Below are 19,036 nucleotides of genomic sequence, written 5' to 3'. Positions count from 1 at the left end.
ATAATCAACTTGAATTAATTAATGATTGATTAGAAGTAAAGATTACAAAAAATGATTTATAAAGGCTAATTAGTTGATAAAAAGAGTATTAGAAGATAAGAATAGTCGTGAAAAAAGAACGTTTTTTTTAAACTTCTTTTACACAGCGAAGTTTGAACTCATAATCATACTTGACTTTTCTTTCCATAAAAATACCCCCAAATAGTATCTAACTTTTTGGGGGTAGTGCAAATGATTATTAGGACAGTCTTTTTTATATTAAAAGGAATAGATTTATTTTCTCTTCATTACTTTTTCAACAGCTTCTACGATAGAAGGGGCATTTAATTTGTATTTTTCCATTAATTGCTCAGGTGTTCCAGATTCACCAAATGAATCTTTAACAGCTACAAATTCTTGTGGAGTAGGAGTGTTCATAGCTAATACCCTAGCAACACTTTCGCCTAAGCCTCCTAAGATGTTGTGCTCTTCAGCAGTTACTACACAGCCTGTTTTAGCTACTGATTTTAAAATAGCTTCCTCATCTAATGGTTTTATGGTATGTATATTAATTACTTCGGCAGAAATACCATTGGCTTCTAATGTTTCTGCGGCTTGTAGTGCTTCCCATACTAAATGACCTGTAGCTAAAATTGTAACATCTGTTCCTTCACTAAGGTGTAAAGCTTTTCCTATTATAAAAGGTTCGTCAGAAGATGTAAAATTAGGTACTACAGGACGACCAAAACGCAAATAAGCAGGACCATGATGATCCGCTAAAGCTATAGTAGCCGCTTTAGTTTGATTATAATCACAAGTATTGATTACAGTCATACCAGGTAACATTTTCATTAAACCAATATCTTCTAAGATTTGATGAGTAGCCCCATCTTCACCCAATGTCAAACCTGCGTGAGAGGCACAAATTTTAACATTTTTATCTGAATAAGCAATAGATTGACGAATTTGATCGTATACACGACCCGTAGAAAAATTAGCAAAAGTACCTGTAAACGGAATTTTACCACCAATAGTTAAACCTGCTGCTATCCCGATCATATTGGCTTCTGCAATACCAATTTGAAAGAAACGTTCAGGATGATTTTTCTTAAAATCATCAAATTTTAAAGATCCTATTAAATCCGCACAAAGTGCTACCACATTTTCGTTTTTTTGACCTAATTCAGTCATACCCGCTCCAAAACCAGAACGTGTATCTTTACTCCCTTGATTTGTATATTTTTTCATTTTTTTAATTGCTATAAACTCTAACCAACAGTAATACATATATTGTATACTTGTTTGAGGTCTAAAGTATTTTAATAATCACCTAAAGTTTCTGCATTTTGAGCCAATCCATTAGCTAATTGCTCATCATTAGGAGCTTTACCATGCCAAGCATGAGTGTGCATCATAAAGTCTACACCATTTCCCATGACAGTATGAAGTAATACACAAATAGGTTTTCCTTTACCAGTACGATTTTTAGCTTCAGTCATTCCAGCTAAAATGGCTTCAATGTTATTTCCTTCTTTTATTTCAATAACATCCCAGTCAAAAGCTTCAAATTTAGCTTTTAAATTACCTAATGAAAGAACATCATCCGTAGATCCATCAATTTGTTGACCATTATAATCAACAGTGGCAATTAAATTATCTACTTTTTTAGCAGAAGCATACATAATAGCTTCCCAGTTTTGTCCTTCTTGTAATTCACCATCACCACATAATAAATAGACAAGATGGTTGTCATTATTTAATTTTTTAGCTTGAGCAGCGCCTATACCTACTGACAAACCTTGTCCTAATGAACCTGATGCCATACGTATTCCAGGTAAACCTTCGTGAGTAGTAGGGTGACCTTGTAAACGTGAATTTAATTTTCTAAAAGTAGCCAATTCAGAAATAGGAAAATAACCGCTTCTAGCTAAAACACTGTAAAAAACAGGTGAAATATGACCATTAGATAAAAAGAAAATATCTTCTCCAATACCGTCCATGTCAAATCCTGGTTTACGGCTCATTAGATTTTGGTATAATACAGTTAAGAACTCAGCGCATCCTAATGATCCACCAGGATGTCCTGAGTTTACAGCATGTACCATACGAAGAATGTCTCTCCTTACTTGTGTTGTAAAATCATTTAGTTGTTGAATGTCAGACATTTTTTAATAGGTTTTTGTGAATCGGTGTCAAAATTACTTCATATTTTTTCGAAAGACAAATCTTGTATGAATACTTTTTTAGTTAAAGATTTTAAAAATCTAAAATTGGCAATCTAAAATCTGAATCCAATAGGTTATCTTTGCGCTTTAAAATTTTGGAAGAAAAGTTATTATGAAGTTCGAATTATTACATACAGATCCACAAACACAAGCACGAGCAGGGAAAGTAATTACGGATCATGGCGTTATTGAAACCCCTATTTTTATGCCCGTAGGGACTGTTGCTTCTGTAAAAGGAGTACATCAACGTGAACTAAAAAAAGATATTAATCCTGATATTATTTTAGGAAACACTTACCATTTATATTTACGTCCACAAACAAAAATTTTAGAACAAGCTGGGGGATTGCATAAGTTTATGAATTGGGATCGTAATATTCTTACTGATTCGGGAGGTTATCAAGTATATTCGCTTTCTTCTAATCGTAAAATAAAAGAAGAAGGAGTTAAATTTAAATCGCATATAGATGGATCATATCACTTTTTTTCACCAGAAAGTGTTATGGAAATTCAACGTTCTATTGGGGCTGATATTATTATGGCATTTGATGAATGTACTCCTTATCCTTGTGATTATCGTTATGCTAAACGCAGTATGCACATGACACACCGTTGGTTAGATCGTTGTGTAGATCACCTGAAAAAAGTACCCGAAATGTACGGTTATGAACAAACTTTATTTCCTATTGTTCAGGGAAGTACATACAAAGATTTGAGAGCTCAGTCTGCGGAATATATTGCTAATGTTGGCGCACAAGGGAATGCTATCGGAGGATTGTCAGTAGGAGAGCCAGCAGAGGAAATGTATGCAATGACAGAAGTAGTTACCGCTATTTTACCTAAAGAAAAACCAAGATATCTAATGGGAGTAGGAACTCCTATAAACATTTTAGAAAATATTGCTTTAGGTATTGATATGTTTGATTGTGTAATGCCAACTCGTAATGCTAGAAACGGTATGTTGTTTACAGCAAATGGAGTTATTAATATTAAAAATAGAAAATGGGCCGATGATTTCTCACCAATTGATGAAATGGGCCATACATTTGTTGATACGGATTATACAAAGGCCTATTTAAGACATTTATTTGCGGCAGACGAATATCTTGGTAAGCAAATAGCAACTATCCACAACTTAGGCTTTTATATGTGGTTAGTTCGTGAAGCAAGAAAACACATTTTAGCAGGAGATTTCCGCGAATGGAAAGAAAAAATGGTTAAACAAATGGCTCAAAGGTTATAATGTTCTCAAATCTATTTTCAAAATTAACATTAATTGATCGTTACATACTGAAAAGATACTTAGCTACCTTTTCAGCTATGCTTTTATTGTTCATTCCAATAGGAATTACGATTGATATATCTGAAAAAATAAATAAAATATTAGAAAATAAAGTTCCCTTTATTAAGGTTGCATCTTACTATCTAGATTTTGTAATTTACTTTGCAAACCTACTTTTTCCAATATTCTTATTTTTATCAATTATTTGGTTTACATCAAAATTAGCCAATAATACAGAAATTGTAGCTATTTTAAGCTCAGGTATTTCGTTTCAGCGATTTTTAAGACCTTATTTAATAGGTGCTACAATAGTCTGCCTGTTAGCCTTGATTATGGGCTTCTTTTTAGTACCAAAATCAAGTGAAGGATTCAGAAGCTTTCGGTATATGTATCTTATTGGAGGAGGACGAGAAGAAATGCGTCAAACCAATGATGTCTTTAGACAAATTAGTAAAAACGAGTATGTTTATGCAAGTAATTTAAATGTAGAAGGAAAAACAGCCTATACATTTGTATACGAACGATTCGATAAAAATAAACTAGTCGAAAAAATAACAGCCACCTCAATTACGTATAATCCTAAAACAAAAGATTATACACTGTCTAATTACACTAAAAGAGTAGTAGGAGAATTAGATGACAAAATAGAATCAGATATAAGTAAAAATTATAAATTTAATTTCGAAATAGAGGACTTGACACCAGTAGTTTATATAGCTGAGACCTTAATGCCTACTGAATTAGATGAATTTATAGAAAAAGAAAGACAAAGAGGTTCTTCCAATATTAATGCTTATTTAGTTGTTAAGTATAAAAAGTACAGCGTGCCTGTTTCAGCCTTTGTCCTAACAATAATAGCAGTTGCTGTTTCATCAATGAAACGACGTGGAGGAATGGGAGTAAACCTAGCAATAGGAATAGCGGTTGCCTTTTCCTATATTTTCTTAGATAAAATATTTGGTACAATGGCAGAAAAATCCTCTTTCCCCGCTTTTATTGCCGTTTGGTTACCCAATGTCATATTCGGTGTTTTAGCCTATTACTTATTAAAAAATGCTAAAAGATAAAACGTTTACAAGTTATTTACATCTCCATTTAATTGTTTTTGTATGGGGATTTACAGCCGTTTTAGGTGCTTTAATTACTTTAGAAGCACTGCCTTTAGTTTGGTTTAGAATGAGTATAGCTTCTGTTTTTATTCTAATTTATGTTTTTTTTGCAAAAATTAGTTTAAAAATTACTTTACAATCATTGGTACGATACCTTATAGCAGGATTAGTTATAGCATTGCATTGGTATACGTTTTTCCAAGCAATCAAAGTGTCTAATATATCCATAACTTTAGCTTGTTTGTCTACAGGTGCTTTTTTTACATCCATATTAGAACCTATCTTTTTTAAACGTAAAATAATTCTATACGAAGTAGCACTAGGTTTAATGGTAATTGTTGGCCTGTACTTGATTTTTAAAGTAGAAATAAAATATATTCAAGGAATTATATTAGCCTTGACTTCAGCATTTTTATCCGCTTCTTTTTCCATTATTAATGGAAAATTAGCTAAAAATGATTCACCAACTATTATTTCTTTTTATGAATTATTAGGAGGTGTTTTATTTTTTTCTCTTTTTTTACTATTTACCGGAAGTTTTAATTATTCCTTTTTTCAAATATCAACAAATGACTTGCTATGGATGGGACTTTTGAGCTCTGTATGTACCGCTTACGCATTTATAGCATCAGTACAAGTTATGAAATATTTAAGCCCTTATACAGTAATGCTAACCATAAATTTAGAACCTATATACGGTATAATTTTAGCCTTATGGGTTTTTGGAGATAAAGAAAAGATGAATCCCCCGTTTTATTTAGGCGCTTTTATTATACTAATAACGGTAATTTTGAACGTGTTTTTTAAAAATAAAACCAAAAAAAAAGAGTAAGTGATTGTATTTTAGAAAGTTGTGTTGCTGAGGGATACTTTAGATCAAATATTTCTTTAAAACTCCATCTAAAATTTTATCTTTGCTCACTCAACTAGAAATATAAAATCTTATGGAATATTTAGATTTTGAATTACCTATTAAAGAGCTTGAAGAGCAAATTGAAAAATGTCAGCTTATAGGAGAAGATACACAAGTAGACGTATCAGCTACATGTGAACAATTAGCAGAAAAGTTAGAAGAGACAAAAAAAGATTTATACGAAAATTTAACAGCATGGCAACGTGTTCAAATGTCTCGCCATCCAAACCGTCCTTATACTTTAGAACACATTGAAAATTTAACGCAAGGTGTATTCTTAGAACTATTTGGAGATCGCGGAGTAAAAGATGATAAAGCCATGGTTGGAGGGCTAGGTAAGATAAACGGCCAATCTTTTATGATCATCGGTCAACAAAAAGGAATTAATACAAAAATGCGTCAATTGCGTAATTTTGGTATGGCAAATCCAGAAGGGTACCGTAAAGCATTACGTTTAATGCGTATGGCTGAAAAATTTGATATTCCAGTTTTAACCTTAGTTGACACCCCTGGAGCCTACCCTGGTTTAGAAGCAGAAGAAAGAGGACAAGGGGAAGCTATTGCACGAAATATTTTCGAAATGATTCGTCTAAAAGTACCCATCATTACAGTAATTATAGGAGAAGGAGCCTCTGGTGGAGCACTAGGAATAGGAGTAGGAAACAAGGTGTATATGATGGAAAATACTTGGTATTCCGTAATATCACCGGAGTCGTGCTCATCTATTTTGTGGAGAAGCTGGGAACATAAAGAAAAAGCAGCCGAAGCACTTAAATTGACAGCAAAAGATATGAAAGAACACGGATTAATTGATGAGATTATTCCAGAACCTCTTGGTGGAGCACACCGTGATAAACCCACAGCCTTTAAAAATGTAAAAGAATATGTATTAAAAGCTTTTGGCGAATTAAAAGACTTATCAACAGAAGAGCTAATAGCTCAACGAATGGATAAGTATAGCAAAATGGGGCATTATCAAGAATAATATAAGAATTTAATATATTTAAATCCGAAGCCCATGGTTTCGGATTTTTTTATTCTTATTAACAAAACAAAATAATAATTAACAGTAGTTCTCAACACTTTAAGGATTGTTTTTTCTTCTCTTTTTCGAGATTTCAAACTACCTTTGTATTATGGAAAATTTTAAAAATATCAACCCAGCTAAAGTAGACAAAACGGCTATAATAAACCTTGAAAAAGGAAAATTGCCACCACAAGCCATTGATTTAGAAGAGGCTGTTTTAGGAGCCATGATGATAGATAAAAAAGGAGTTGATGAAGTTATTGATATTTTACAACCCGATGCCTTCTATAAAGATGCCCATAAGTATATTTTTGATGCCATCGTTACGCTTTTTAATGATTCGCAGCCAATTGATTTACTGACCGTTTCAGCCCAACTCAAAAAAATGGGTAAATTAGAAGTAGCAGGAGGGGATTATTATTTGATTCAACTGACTCAAAAAATTTCATCTTCCGCACATATAGAATTTCACTCACGTATTATTCTTCAAAAATATATTCAGAGAAGTTTGATTAAAATTTCTTCCGAAATCATAGAAGAAGCCTATGATGAAACCACCGATGTTTTTGAGTTATTAGATAGCTCAGAAGCCAAATTCTATGAAGTAACACAAGGTAATATCAAACGAAGTTCAGAAACAGCACAAAGCTTAGTAATTCAAGCTAAAAAAAGAATTGAACAAATAGCAGGTAAAGAAGGATTGAGTGGTATACCAACAGGTTTTCACGCATTAGATAAAGTAACTTCAGGTTGGCAACCTTCTGATTTAATTATCATTGCAGCTCGTCCAGGTATGGGGAAAACAGCATTTGTATTATCCATGGCACGAAATATGGCAATCCAATTTAATAGTGGAGTAGCTGTGTTTTCCTTAGAGATGTCCTCCGTTCAGTTAATTACTCGTTTGATTTCCTCCGAAACAGGCCTGTCTTCCGAAAAATTACGTACGGGTAAGTTAGAAAAACACGAATGGGAACAATTATCAGTTAAAGTTAGAGATCTAGAAAAAGCACCTCTTTTTATAGATGATACACCCTCCTTATCAATATTTGATTTAAGAGCTAAAGCACGAAGATTAAAGTCACAATACGATATAAAAATTATAGTTATTGACTACCTTCAATTAATGACAGCAGGAGGAAACGCAAAAGGAGGAGGAGGAAATCGTGAACAAGAAATTTCAACCATTTCCCGAAATTTAAAAGCATTAGCAAAAGAATTAGATGTACCAGTTATAGCTTTATCCCAGTTATCACGTGCCGTAGAAACACGTGGTTCTAGTAAACGACCCCTATTATCCGATCTACGTGAATCAGGAGCAATCGAACAAGATGCTGATATCGTATCATTTATTTATCGTCCTGAATATTATAAAATTGAAGAATGGGATGATGATGAACGTTCTCCCACTCAAGGGCAAGGAGAGTTTATCATAGCCAAACACCGTAACGGTAGTTTAGAAAATATACGCCTAAAATTCTTAGGACATCTAGGTAAGTTTGATAATTTAGACGAATTTGGAAGTGATTTTGATGATCTACCTTCCAAGATGAATTTAGAAGACTCTAATCCATTCATTACGCCTAATTTACCTTCTCCTAATGAAGCATTTGGTAGTACTATGAATAATTTTGATGACGATAGCGATGTCCCTTTTTAATTAAATAATAAAAATTTATTATTATATTTGGTAATAGATACACATAGGTTCCATGAAAGTTTTTTTGATTTTTATAATTACATTTTTTAATATTTCCATAAAAGCAAATTCTATTTTGCTTCCCATGGATGAAACCGCTCAAAAAAATCATTTAAAAGCCTATGGTATTACTTATTGGGTATTAGACAAAGGATATAAAGGAAGTTGGTTGCTTAATTATAGAGGAGGTTCTTTTCTTTTGCCAGATATTCAAGAAATTAAGAAAGAATGTCAAATAAGAGGTGTCAGTTTTGAAATTATTTCAGATAATGAAACACAACAAATCCTGGCAGATATAGCCTCTCCATCTCAAAATATGGAAGCTGTAACATTAGAAAAAGCACCAAAAATAGCAGTGTATTCGCCTCCAGGAAAGCAACCTTGGGATGACGCAGTAACAATGGTTTTAACTTATGCAGAAATTCCCTTTAAGGTAGTGTATGATCAAGAGGTATTAAATGATCAATTATTATTGTATGATTGGTTACACTTACATCATGAAGATTTTACAGGACAATACGGTAAATTCTACGGGTCATACAAAAATATGCCTTGGTATATAGAACAAAAAAGAGATTCAGAAGATTTAGCAGCCAAATTAGGTTTTCAAAAAGTATCCAATGAAAAATTAGCCGTCGCTAAAAAAATACGTGATTTTGTTATAGGAGGAGGATTCATGTTTGCTATGTGCTCCGCAACAGATAGTTTTGATATAGCCCTTTCTGCCGAAGGAATAGATATTTGTGAAACAATGTTTGACGGAGATCCCAGTGAATCAAATTATCAAAATAAAATAGATTATTCAAAAACCTTCGCCTTCAAAGATTTTCTTCTAGAAAGAAGACCTGAAAAGTATGAGTTCTCAACTATAGATACAACTGAAAAACACCAATCAATTGTACCTTTTGATAAAGATTATTTTACTCTATCAGAATATTCAGCAAAATGGGATGTTATACCCAGTATGCTTTGTCAGAATCATACCGCATTAGTTAAAGGTTTTATGGGACAAACTACCGCATTCGATAAAGAATTAATTAAATCAAACGTTTTAGTAATGGGCGAATGTCAAATAAACGGTGAAGCACGTTATATTCATGCACAAAAAGGAAAAGGATTTTTTACTTTTTATGGAGGACATGATCCCGAAGATTACCAGCATAGAGTAGGGGATGAACCTACTGATTTAAATTTACATCCTAATTCTCCTGGTTTTCGTTTAATTTTAAATAATATTTTGTTCCCAGCAGCTAAAAAGAAGCACCAGAAAACGTAATTTAATTTTATTGAAACATTTGTATTTAGGCATTATAGTAAAAAATAACACTTTTTTTAGTACAGCACCAAAACCCATATTATGCGTTAGTTTGTGATGAAGAGGAAAAGAAAAAGTGCGTATTTTTTACCGAAACTGTAATTTTATTAAGGGTAAAAAATGACTACTTTTTAGAATCAAAGTCACTTTTATCTGTGATAAATTTCTAATCCGAAAATCTAGGTGTTACAAAAAAATAATAGTAATCTTATAAAAACCGCCAAGCTAAAATTCTTGTGGTTTTGTTACCTTGTTCCATAGGAATGATTTCAAACGTAGCTTTTAATTTTTTTAAAATAGTTTCAAAATTTTTTAAATGTTCTTTTTTAGAAACTAATGAGGTAAACCATTTAACTTGTGATTTAAAATGTACACTTTCGTAAATCATATTGGTGATAAAGGCTTTTTCGCCACCTTCGCACCATAATTCATTATTCTGTCCGCCAAAGTTCAAAACAGGCTTGCCTTCAATGGTTTTGCCTAAATTTTTCAATTTACGAGTGGTTCCTTTGGTGGCTTCTTCTCTAGAATTATGAAAAGGAGGATTACAAATTACACAATCAAACCGTTCACTGGGCTGAATAATATTTTTTAAAATATTTCTCTTACTTTCTTGAAGACGTAACGTAATAGACTTAGTTAATTCATTTTCTTCAATTATTTTTTCTGCAGTTAGTTTCGCAGGCTTATCTATTTCTGTTCCTACAAAAGTCCAGCCATATATTTTATTCCCTAAAATAGGATAGATGCAGTTTGCACCAGTCCCTATATCTAATATTTTAATACCACTTCCAGTTGGTAAAGTTCCATTAATACCTTTGGCTAGTAGATCAGCAATATAATGTATGTAATCAGCTCTGCCTGGTATTGGCGGACATAAATTAGTTTTAGGTAACCTATAAAAATGAATTTGATAATAATATTTTAATAAAGCACTATTTAAGCTTCTAACAGCATCAGGATTAGCAAAATCAATACTTTCACTTCCGAATTTATTCAGATTAATGTGTTTTTTTAAATCAGGATATTCAGAAATCAATAACGAAAAATTATAATTTTGATTATGCTTATTTCTGGGATGCAAGCCTTTATTTTTATCAGTTTTCATAGCTTTATTTAAAATGGAAATCTACAAACAAAAATCCCAATCTTTCGACTGGGATTTTTTAAGTAAGTTAAATATATTGTTAAACGTTATTATTTTACTTTGTTAAGAATAGCTTTGAAAGCTTCAGGGTGATTCATAGCTAAATCAGCTAAAACTTTACGGTTTAACTCAATGTTATTAGCTTTTAATTTACCCATGAATTGAGAATAAGACATTCCTTCTAAACGAGCACCTGCATTGATACGTATAATCCATAAAGAACGGAAATTTCTTTTCTTTTGCTTTCTGTCGCGATAAGCATATAACATTGCTTTCTCAACCGCATTCTTAGCAACTGTCCAAACGTTTTTTCTTCTACCAAAGAAACCTTTGGCTTGCTTCATTATCTTTTTTCTTCTTGCTCTTTTAGCAACTGAATTTACTGATCTTGGCATAATTTTTACTTTTTTGAAGTAAGGCGTTCTGAAATTTATCAGACTCTTAAAAGCCCACCCCAGGGTTATTAAATTGTTTTAACCGAAATTATCAAATTAAATACTTAGTAGTAATTAGTAAATAGCTATAGTGACCTAATCACTTTTTATTTTTACTAATCGCTTAATTAGATAATTCTTAATTGTTCTTTTACACTTTTCACGTCTGATTGATGAACTAAAGCAGAGTGAGTTAACGCTAATTTACGTTTTTTAGACTTTTTAGTCAAAATGTGACTTTTAAAAGCGTGTTTTCTTTTAATTTTTCCAGAGCCAGTAACCTTAAAACGTTTCTTAGCACTAGATTTAGTTTTCATTTTAGGCATAATTTCCCAAATTTATTTAATTTAACTTACTTACTATTTTAAATAATTAGTCAAAAGCAGTTAGGCTAATGTCTAATTCTTACTTACCCTTTTTTTTAGGAGTGATAAACATAATCATACGTTTGCCTTCTAAAACAGGCATAGCTTCCACTTTTCCTACCTCTTCAAGATCCTGAGCTAATCTTAATAACAAGATTTGTCCTTGCTCTTTATAAATGATAGAACGACCTTTAAAGAATACAAAAGCTTTTAATTTTGCTCCGTCTTTAAGGAATTTTTCAGCATTCTTCTTTTTAAATTCATAATCATGCTCATCTGTCTGAGGACCAAAACGAATTTCTTTTATAACGATCTGAGTTGATTTGGCTTTCAATTCTTTTTCACGTCTCTTCTGTTCGTATAAGAACTTTTTATAGTCCATTATTTTACAAACAGGAGGTTCAGCGTTTGGAGAAATTTCAACCAAATCAAGTTCTAATTCATCTGCCATACGCAAAGCGTCTGAAGTCTTTACAACTCCAGGCTCCACATTATCTCCTACTAAACGAATCTCTGGAACACGAATATATTGATTAATTCTGTGTTCGTCTTTTTTTTCTACGCGAGGTTGATTACCTCTGTTGTTCCTGATTGCGATAACTTTTAATTTTTTAGTTAAACTTCAAATGTTTTTAAAGATTTGCTCACTTCCTCATTTACTAAAGTAGCAAAATCTTCTATTTTCAAGGTTATGTTTCCTTTTCCTTCTTGTCCGTGTCTGCGAACAGATACCGTTCCATTTTTCTCTTCTTCTTCACCCACAATCAACATAAATGGAAACTTCTTAACCTCCGCTTCGCGAATTTTCTTACCAATCGTCTCGTTTCGGTTGTCAATTAGGGCGCGAATTTCGTGATTTTCTAGCAAATCTGAAACTTTTTTCGCATAATTTTCATATTTTTCACTCAAAGATAAGATTATAGCCTGTTCAGGCATTAACCAAAGAGGAAAATTTCCTCCTGTATGCTCTAATAAAATTGCAATAAAGCGCTCCATAGAACCAAAAGGGGCTCTATGAATCATTACAGGTCTATGTAATTCATTGTCAGAGCCTTTGTAAGTCAAATCAAAACGCTCAGGTAAGTTATAGTCTACTTGAATAGTTCCTAATTGCCAACTTCTTCCTAAAGCATCCTTAACCATAAAGTCTAATTTAGGACCATAAAATGCAGCTTCACCGTATTCAATAACTGTATTTAATTGTTTCTCTTTAGCCGCATTGATAATTGCATTCTCGGCCTTTTCCCAGTTTTCATCAGAGCCAATATATTTTTCTGGTTTTTCTGGATCTCTTAACGAAATCTGAGCTGTAAAATTTTCAAATCCTAAGGAACCAAATACATATAATACCAAGTCAATTACATTCTTAAATTCTTGATCTAATTGATCAGGAGTACAAAATAAATGTGCATCATCTTGTGTAAAACCTCTAACGCGAGTTAATCCATGTAATTCGCCAGATTGCTCATATCTGTATACTGTACCAAATTCCGCATAACGCTTTGGTAAGTCTTTGTATGACCAAGGTCTGGCATTGTAAATTTCACAGTGGTGTGGACAGTTCATCGGTTTTAATAAAAACTCTTCACCTTCTGCAGGTGTATGAATAGGTTGGAAGCTGTCTGCCCCATATTTTGCATAATGTCCCGAAGTAACATATAGTTCTTTTTGACCAATGTGTGGAGAAACAACTTGTTCGTAACCTGCTTTCTTTTGTGCTTTCTTTAGGAATTGCTCTAAACGGTCACGTAAGGCAGCTCCTTTTGGTAGCCATAAGGGTAAACCTTGACCAACACGTTGTGAAAAATGGAATAAATCAAGTTCTTTTCCTAGTTTTCTATGATCACGACGTTTTGCTTCCTCTAATAAAGCTAAATAATCAGTCAAGTCTTTTTGTTTAGGGAACGAAATACCATAAACACGCGTTAACTGTTTGTTTTTTTCATCGCCTCTCCAGTAAGCACCCGCAACCGAAAGAATTTTCATAGCTTTAATAATCCCAGTATTCGGAATATGTCCGCCACGACATAAATCGGTAAAAGTAGCATGGTCGCAAAAAGTAATCGTACCGTCCTCTAAATTTTGAATTAACTCCGTTTTGAATTCATTGTTCTTATATGTTTCTAAGGCTTCTGCTTTAGTTACACTGCGCATTTTGAATTCGTGTTTCTCTCTAGAGATTTCTAACACACGGTCTTCAATTTTCTTGAAATCAGCGTCGGTAATTTTATGTTCACCAAAATCAACATCATAATAGAATCCCTTCTCTATGGCAGGGCCAATAGTTAGTTTGATGCCAGGGTAAAGTTCCTCTAAAGCCTGAGCCATCACGTGCGAAGTCGAGTGCCAAAAAGCTTTTTTTCCTTCCACGTTATCCCAAGTAAATAAAGTTAAGTTACCGTCGGTAGTCAATTCGGTAACCGTCTCAACGGTTGTCCCGTTAAAGCTTGCCGAAATAACATTGCGCGCTAAACCTTCACTAATCGATTTAGCCACGTCCATAGGAGTCACGGCACTTGCGTACTCTCTAATCGAACCGTCTGGTAAAGTAATCTTAATCATATTAAAAATTTAAGAACGCAAATATAAAGGTTTATAAAAATAGATACAATATATATAGGTAGAATTTAAAAAATTACTTTGACCTCTGATTGTGTGTTGTATTTTTAGATGAAGATTAAAAGAGCAAAGAAAATGAAAATACACGGAATTTTTTTGCCAGAGCTGTAGTTTTATATAGAGGGTGAAAAAATGAGTTTTTTTACATTTAAAGTTATTTTTATCTGTAATAAATTTCTAATTGAGTAATATGGGGTAAATAATTAGGTCTTATAAAAAGATGATGAAATAAGGAAGGAATAGAAACAAAGAATAATAAATAAGTTTTACGGGGGTAAGTTAATTTTTATAGATAAATAATTGTTTAACTTTGATTCTATGGGCGTGCCCCTTCGGGTCGGGCTGTCCGTTCTATCTTTTGCTAAAGAAACCTTCACAAAAAAAAGCTATAGCATTCAGCAAAAGGATGCCACTGCCATCCCTCACGCAAACCACCCTTTAAAAACAAAACAATCCAAAACAGACCATAGAATGATAAAGGTACAAATACTCTAAGAAAAAACGGTCAAAAATCCATCAAAGCAAAAACAAAACACGTACATACCTATTATTAAAACCAACAACAACAACAATAATAAAGACCATTTAAAAGGAAAAACACAAATAAAAAACGATAACTAATTGATTTATAAAAGATAACAAAAAAAAGAAAAAAAAGAAAGCAAGAAACTTGTAAAAAACAAAAAAAAGAGTGTACCTTTGCCGTCCGCAAGGGAAATGTTCATTGAAAAAACCAGTCAAAATAATGAAGCTTACTTCAAAAAAAGTTTTCAAAAAAAGATTTGGTAAATTAAAAAGAAACACTACCTTTGCACCCGCTAAGACGTTAAGTTGAAAGCGAAAARAGTAAATAAATAAGTTCATAGACATATTGGATTGACAGCACGTTTTAACAGCAATGTTAAAACAGATAAAAAATTAAGAGAGTAAGAAAAACCTAGCATTCTTTGTCAAAAACAAATAGCTGAAAAGCTGTAAAAACATACGATGAAGAGTTTGATCCTGGCTCAGGATGAACGCTAGCGGCAGGCTTAACACATGCAAGTCGAGGGGTAGAAGGAGCTTGCTCCTTTGAGACCGGCGCACGGGTGCGTAACGCGTATGCAATCTACCTTGTACAGGGGGATAGCCCAGAGAAATTTGGATTAATACCCCATAGTATTTTCAGATGGCCTCATTTGATTATTAAAGTTCCAACGGTACAAGATGAGCATGCGTCCCATTAGCTAGTTGGTGTGGTAACGGCATACCAAGGCAACGATGGGTAGGGGTCCTGAGAGGGAGATCCCCCACACTGGTACTGAGACACGGACCAGACTCCTACGGGAGGCAGCAGTGAGGAATATTGGTCAATGGGCGCAAGCCTGAACCAGCCATGCCGCGTGCAGGATGACGGTCCTATGGATTGTAAACTGCTTTTGTACAGGAAGAAACCCTCCCTTGTAAGGGAGCTTGACGGTACTGTAAGAATAAGGATCGGCTAACTCCGTGCCAGCAGCCGCGGTAATACGGAGGATCCAAGCGTTATCCGGAATCATTGGGTTTAAAGGGTCCGTAGGCGGTTTTATAAGTCAGTGGTGAAATCTGGTCGCTCAACGATCAAACGGCCATTGATACTGTAAGACTTGAATTACTTGGAAGTAACTAGAATATGTAGTGTAGCGGTGAAATGCTTAGAGATTACATGGAATACCGATTGCGAAGGCAGGTTACTACGAGTATATTGACGCTGATGGACGAAAGCGTGGGGAGCGAACAGGATTAGATACCCTGGTAGTCCACGCCGTAAACGATGGATACTAGCTGTTTGGAGCAATCTGAGTGGCTAAGCGAAAGTGATAAGTATCCCACCTGGGGAGTACGCTCGCAAGAGTGAAACTCAAAGGAATTGACGGGGGCCCGCACAAGCGGAGGAGCATGTGGTTTAATTCGATGATACGCGAGGAACCTTACCAAGGCTTAAATGGGAAACGACAGATTTGGAAACAGATCTTTCTTCGGACGTTTTTCAAGGTGCTGCATGGTTGTCGTCAGCTCGTGCCGTGAGGTGTCAGGTTAAGTCCTATAACGAGCGCAACCCCTGTTGCTAGTTGCCAGCGAGTCATGTCGGGAACTCTAGCAAGACTGCCGGTGCAAACCGCGAGGAAGGTGGGGATGACGTCAAATCATCACGGCCCTTACGCCTTGGGCTACACACGTGCTACAATGGACGGTACAGAGAGCAGCCACTACGCAAGTAGGAGCGAATCTACAAAACCGTTCTCAGTTCGGATCGGAGTCTGCAACTCGACTCCGTGAAGCTGGATTCGCTAGTAATCGCAGATCAGCCATGCTGCGGTGAATACGTTCCCGGGCCTTGTACACACCGCCCGTCAAGCCATGGAAGCTGGGGGTACCTGAAGTCGGTGACCGCAAGGAGCTGCCTAGGGTAAAACTGGTAACTAGGGCTAAGTCGTAACAAGGTAGCCGTACCGGAAGGTGCGGCTGGAACACCTCCTTTCTAGAGACAAAAAAGAAGCTATTTTTTAATTTAGATACTAAATTAAAAAAAACTTACTCTCGCTGTTAATTCAAAAAAAAGAAAAGGCTTAAAATACAGAGTCTCGTAGCTCAGCTGGTTAGAGTACTACACTGATAATGTAGGGGTCGGCAGTTCGAGTCTGCCCGGGACTACTTTTTAAAGCACAAGGAAATTCTAGAAGCGAATTTTGAATTATAAATTTTAAATGATGAATTTGAAAAATAATTCAAAAAAATAATTCAACATCCAAAATAGAAAAAAGATTGGGGGATTAGCTCAGCTGGCTAGAGCGCCTGCCTTGCACGCAGGAGGTCATCGGTTCGACTCCGATATTCTCCACCAAATTGATTTGAAAATGAATTGATTTGAAAATTTGAAAATGATCATCATTTTCAAATTAACGAATCTTAAAATCTTCAAATTGAGTAAAGTTCATTGACATATTGAGATAAACATACAAACAAGTAGAAAGAACACTTTAGTAATTAGTAAAGAGTGAATAGTAATTAGTCTTAGGACTAGTCACTAATTACTTAGAGCTAATCACTAAAAAAAAGAAAACAATAAGCAAAATAAGGGCGTATGGGGGATGCCTAGGCTCTCAGAGGCGAAGAAGGACGTGATAAGCTGCGAAAAGCTGCGGGGATTGGCACATACGAATTGATCCGCAGATATCCCAATGGGGCAACCCACTATGTTGAAGACATAGTATCCAATAGGAGGCGAACCCGCTGAACTGAAACATCTAAGTAGGCGGAGGAGAAGAAAACAAAAGTGATTGCGTAAGTAGTGGCGAGCGAAAGCGCATTAGCCCAAACCAGTGTTGTTACGGCAATACTGGGGTTGTAGGACCACAATATTTCTTGTAAACCGAATTAGAATAACCTGGAAAGGTTAACCACAGAGGGTGATAGTCCCGTATAAGTAAGGAATATAAAGGATAGTGGTATCCTGAGTAGGGCGGGGCACGTGAAACCCTGTCTGAATCTGGCGGGACCATCCGCTAAGGCTAAATACTCCTGAGAGACCGATAGTGAACCAGTACTGTGAAGGAAAGGTGAAAAGAACCGTGAATAACGGAGTGAAATAGAACCTGAAACCATACGCCTACAAGCGGTCGGAGCAGCAAAAGCTGTGACGGCGTGCCTTTTGCATAATGAGCCTACGAGTTAACGTTGCTGGCAAGGTTAAGCACTTCAGGTGCGGATCCGTAGCGAAAGCGAGTCTGAATAGGGCGCTTGAGTCAGTAATGTTAGACGCGAAACCGTGTGATCTACCCATGGGCAGGATGAAGCTGTGGTAACACATAGTGGAGGTCCGAACCGGTTGACGTTGAAAAGTCTTCGGATGACCTGTGGGTAGGGGTGAAAGGCCAATCAAACTCGGAAATAGCTCGTACTCCCCGAAATGCATTTAGGTGCAGCGCAGTGGTAGAGTTATATAGAGGTAGAGCTACTGATTGGATGCGGGGGCTTCACCGCCTACCAATTCCTGACAAACTCCGAATGCTATATAATATACACAGCAGTGAGGGCTGGGGTGCTAAGGTCCCAGTCCGAGAGGGAAAGAACCCAGACCATCAGCTAAGGTCCCCAAATGTATACTAAGTTGATCAAACGCGGTTTGATTGCATCGACAGCTAGGATGTTGGCTTGGAAGCAGCCATTCATTTAAAGAGTGCGTAACAGCTCACTAGTCGAGCGATCGAGCATGGATAATAATCGGGCATAAGTATACTACCGAAGCTATGGATTTGACAAAAGTCAAGTGGTAGGGGAGCATTCTAACATCGTAGAAGGGATTCCGTGAGGATTTCTGGAGAGGTTAGAAAAGAAAATGTAGGCATAAGTAACGATAAGGGGTGCGAGAAACACCCCCGCCGCAAAACTAAGGTTTCCGCAGCTATGCTAATCAGCTGCGGGTTAGTCGGGACCTAAGGCGAATCCGAAAGGAACAGTCGATGGCCAACGGGTTAATATTCCCGTACTACTTATAATTGTGATGGAGTGACGCAGTGGTGAAAGTACCGCGAACTGACGGAATAGTTCGTTAAAGCACCTAGCTATAGGCCCGGTAGGCAAATCCGCTGGGACTGGTGAAATGCGATAGTACTCGGATTCTTCGGATGATGGGATAGTGTACCTAAAGGCTGCCAAGAAAACCTTCTAAACATAGATTATAAGTACCCGTACCGTAAACCGACACAGGTAGTTGAGGAGAGTATCCTAAGGCGCTCGAGAGATTCATGGCTAAGGAATTAGGCAAAATAGACCTGTAACTTCGGGAGAAAGGTCGCCAGCGCAAGCTGGCCGCAGTGAAAAGGTCCAGGCGACTGTTTATCAAAAACACAGGGCTCTGCCAAATCGTAAGATGAAGTATAGGGCCTGACACCTGCCCGGTG

13 protein-coding genes, 2 tRNA genes and 2 rRNA genes (1 of these 17 running past the window's edge) are annotated in these 19,036 nt (G+C 35.6%); 10 read left to right on the top strand and 7 right to left on the bottom strand.

Annotated elements, in window-relative coordinates:
* Window positions 1–273 precede the first annotated feature (273 nt).
* Window positions 274–1,227, bottom strand: a complete 954-nt coding sequence (locus HUE53_RS00140) for a transketolase family protein (RefSeq protein ID WP_041253304.1) — start codon at window positions 1,225–1,227, stop codon at window positions 274–276.
* A gap of 71 nt (window positions 1,228–1,298) precedes the next feature.
* Window positions 1,299–2,144: a transketolase gene (locus HUE53_RS00135; RefSeq protein WP_014164259.1), complete on the bottom strand. Its 846-nt coding sequence runs from the start codon at window positions 2,142–2,144 to the stop codon at window positions 1,299–1,301.
* A gap of 172 nt (window positions 2,145–2,316) precedes the next feature.
* Here HUE53_RS00135 and tgt point away from each other — a divergent pair, with 172 nt between their 5' ends.
* The 6 genes from tgt to HUE53_RS00105 all read left to right on the top strand — a co-directional run bounded on the left by tgt (window position 2,317) and on the right by HUE53_RS00105 (window position 9,510).
* The gene (gene tgt, locus HUE53_RS00130) at window positions 2,317–3,447 is read left to right on the top strand and encodes a tRNA guanosine(34) transglycosylase Tgt (protein WP_065213302.1); all 1,131 of its coding nucleotides are present in this window, start codon (window positions 2,317–2,319) and stop codon (window positions 3,445–3,447) included.
* Window positions 3,447–4,553 carry an LptF/LptG family permease gene (locus HUE53_RS00125; protein ID WP_014164261.1) on the top strand — a complete coding sequence of 369 codons (1,107 nt, stop codon included), beginning with the start codon at window positions 3,447–3,449 and terminating at the stop codon, window positions 4,551–4,553. Before tgt ends, HUE53_RS00125 begins: the two co-directional genes overlap by 1 nt.
* A complete protein-coding gene (locus HUE53_RS00120) occupies window positions 4,540–5,427 on the top strand; it encodes a DMT family transporter (protein WP_041253143.1) in 888 nt (295 codons plus the stop codon). The genes HUE53_RS00125 and HUE53_RS00120 overlap by 14 nt, the downstream gene beginning before the upstream one ends.
* Window positions 5,428–5,539: 112 nt before the next feature.
* Window positions 5,540–6,493, top strand: coding sequence for an acetyl-CoA carboxylase carboxyltransferase subunit alpha (locus HUE53_RS00115; RefSeq protein ID WP_014164263.1), 954 nt, complete (start codon window positions 5,540–5,542; stop codon window positions 6,491–6,493).
* Window positions 6,494–6,644: 151 nt separating this feature from the next.
* On the top strand, window positions 6,645–8,195 hold the full coding sequence (gene dnaB / locus HUE53_RS00110) for a replicative DNA helicase (RefSeq protein WP_014164264.1): 1,551 nt from the start codon (window positions 6,645–6,647) through the stop codon (window positions 8,193–8,195).
* A 52-nt stretch (window positions 8,196–8,247) separates the two neighbouring features.
* Complete coding sequence (locus tag HUE53_RS00105; protein ID WP_014164265.1) at window positions 8,248–9,510, top strand: hypothetical protein; 1,263 nt, start codon at window positions 8,248–8,250, stop codon at window positions 9,508–9,510.
* A gap of 247 nt (window positions 9,511–9,757) precedes the next feature.
* Here the strand turns inward: HUE53_RS00105 and rlmF are convergent, their stop codons facing one another.
* From rlmF to thrS, 5 genes are all read right to left on the bottom strand, one after another.
* Window positions 9,758–10,657 (bottom strand): 23S rRNA (adenine(1618)-N(6))-methyltransferase RlmF, encoded by a 900-nt coding sequence (rlmF, locus tag HUE53_RS00100; RefSeq protein ID WP_065213303.1) that lies wholly within the window; start codon window positions 10,655–10,657, stop codon window positions 9,758–9,760.
* An 89-nt stretch (window positions 10,658–10,746) separates the two neighbouring features.
* Window positions 10,747–11,091, bottom strand: coding sequence for a 50S ribosomal protein L20 (gene rplT / locus HUE53_RS00095; RefSeq protein ID WP_192188592.1), 345 nt, complete (start codon window positions 11,089–11,091; stop codon window positions 10,747–10,749).
* A 167-nt stretch (window positions 11,092–11,258) separates the two neighbouring features.
* Entirely contained in the window at window positions 11,259–11,456 is a 198-nt protein-coding gene (rpmI, locus tag HUE53_RS00090; protein WP_014164268.1) for a 50S ribosomal protein L35, read from the bottom strand.
* 79 nt (window positions 11,457–11,535) lie between these two features.
* Window positions 11,536–12,093 carry a translation initiation factor IF-3 gene (gene infC / locus HUE53_RS00085; protein WP_196771915.1) on the bottom strand — a complete coding sequence of 186 codons (558 nt, stop codon included), beginning with the start codon at window positions 12,091–12,093 and terminating at the stop codon, window positions 11,536–11,538.
* A gap of 17 nt (window positions 12,094–12,110) precedes the next feature.
* Window positions 12,111–14,057: a threonine--tRNA ligase gene (thrS, locus tag HUE53_RS00080; RefSeq protein WP_065213304.1), complete on the bottom strand. Its 1,947-nt coding sequence runs from the start codon at window positions 14,055–14,057 to the stop codon at window positions 12,111–12,113.
* A gap of 1,041 nt (window positions 14,058–15,098) precedes the next feature.
* Here thrS and HUE53_RS00075 point away from each other — a divergent pair.
* The 4 genes from HUE53_RS00075 to HUE53_RS00060 all read left to right on the top strand — a co-directional run.
* Window positions 15,099–16,614, top strand: a 16S ribosomal RNA gene (locus HUE53_RS00075).
* 99 nt (window positions 16,615–16,713) lie between these two features.
* Window positions 16,714–16,787, top strand: a tRNA-Ile gene (locus tag HUE53_RS00070).
* A gap of 113 nt (window positions 16,788–16,900) precedes the next feature.
* Window positions 16,901–16,977: transfer RNA gene (locus HUE53_RS00065), tRNA-Ala, on the top strand.
* A 219-nt stretch (window positions 16,978–17,196) separates the two neighbouring features.
* A 23S ribosomal RNA gene (locus HUE53_RS00060) occupies window positions 17,197–19,036 on the top strand; it runs 1,036 nt beyond the window's last position.
* The 16S and 23S rRNA genes sit together here with 2 tRNA genes alongside, the layout of an rRNA operon.

Source organism: Flavobacterium columnare, assembly GCF_014844295.1.
Lineage (GTDB): Bacteria > Bacteroidota > Bacteroidia > Flavobacteriales > Flavobacteriaceae > Flavobacterium > Flavobacterium columnare.
The sequence above is the reverse complement of the archived record's forward strand: the minus strand, read 5'-3'. Positions and strand labels throughout refer to the sequence as shown.

Bases quoted from the DNA above. Each gene is read 5' to 3' on its own strand.
- HUE53_RS00135 (WP_014164259.1), bottom strand. From the start codon at position 2,144: ATGTCTGACATTCAACAACTAAATGATTTTACAACACAAGTAAGGAGA.
- rpmI (WP_014164268.1), bottom strand. From the start codon at position 11,456: ATGCCTAAAATGAAAACTAAATCTAGTGCTAAGAAACGTTTTAAGGTT.
- tgt (WP_065213302.1), top strand. From the start codon at position 2,317: ATGAAGTTCGAATTATTACATACAGATCCACAAACACAAGCACGAGCA.
- rplT (WP_192188592.1), bottom strand. From the start codon at position 11,091: ATGCCAAGATCAGTAAATTCAGTTGCTAAAAGAGCAAGAAGAAAAAAG.
- HUE53_RS00125 (WP_014164261.1), top strand. From the start codon at position 3,447: ATGTTCTCAAATCTATTTTCAAAATTAACATTAATTGATCGTTACATA.
- thrS (WP_065213304.1), bottom strand. From the start codon at position 14,057: ATGATTAAGATTACTTTACCAGACGGTTCGATTAGAGAGTACGCAAGT.
- HUE53_RS00120 (WP_041253143.1), top strand. From the start codon at position 4,540: ATGCTAAAAGATAAAACGTTTACAAGTTATTTACATCTCCATTTAATT.
- HUE53_RS00115 (WP_014164263.1), top strand. From the start codon at position 5,540: ATGGAATATTTAGATTTTGAATTACCTATTAAAGAGCTTGAAGAGCAA.
- dnaB (WP_014164264.1), top strand. From the start codon at position 6,645: ATGGAAAATTTTAAAAATATCAACCCAGCTAAAGTAGACAAAACGGCT.
- HUE53_RS00105 (WP_014164265.1), top strand. From the start codon at position 8,248: ATGAAAGTTTTTTTGATTTTTATAATTACATTTTTTAATATTTCCATA.
- rlmF (WP_065213303.1), bottom strand. From the start codon at position 10,657: ATGAAAACTGATAAAAATAAAGGCTTGCATCCCAGAAATAAGCATAAT.
- HUE53_RS00140 (WP_041253304.1), bottom strand. From the start codon at position 1,227: ATGAAAAAATATACAAATCAAGGGAGTAAAGATACACGTTCTGGTTTT.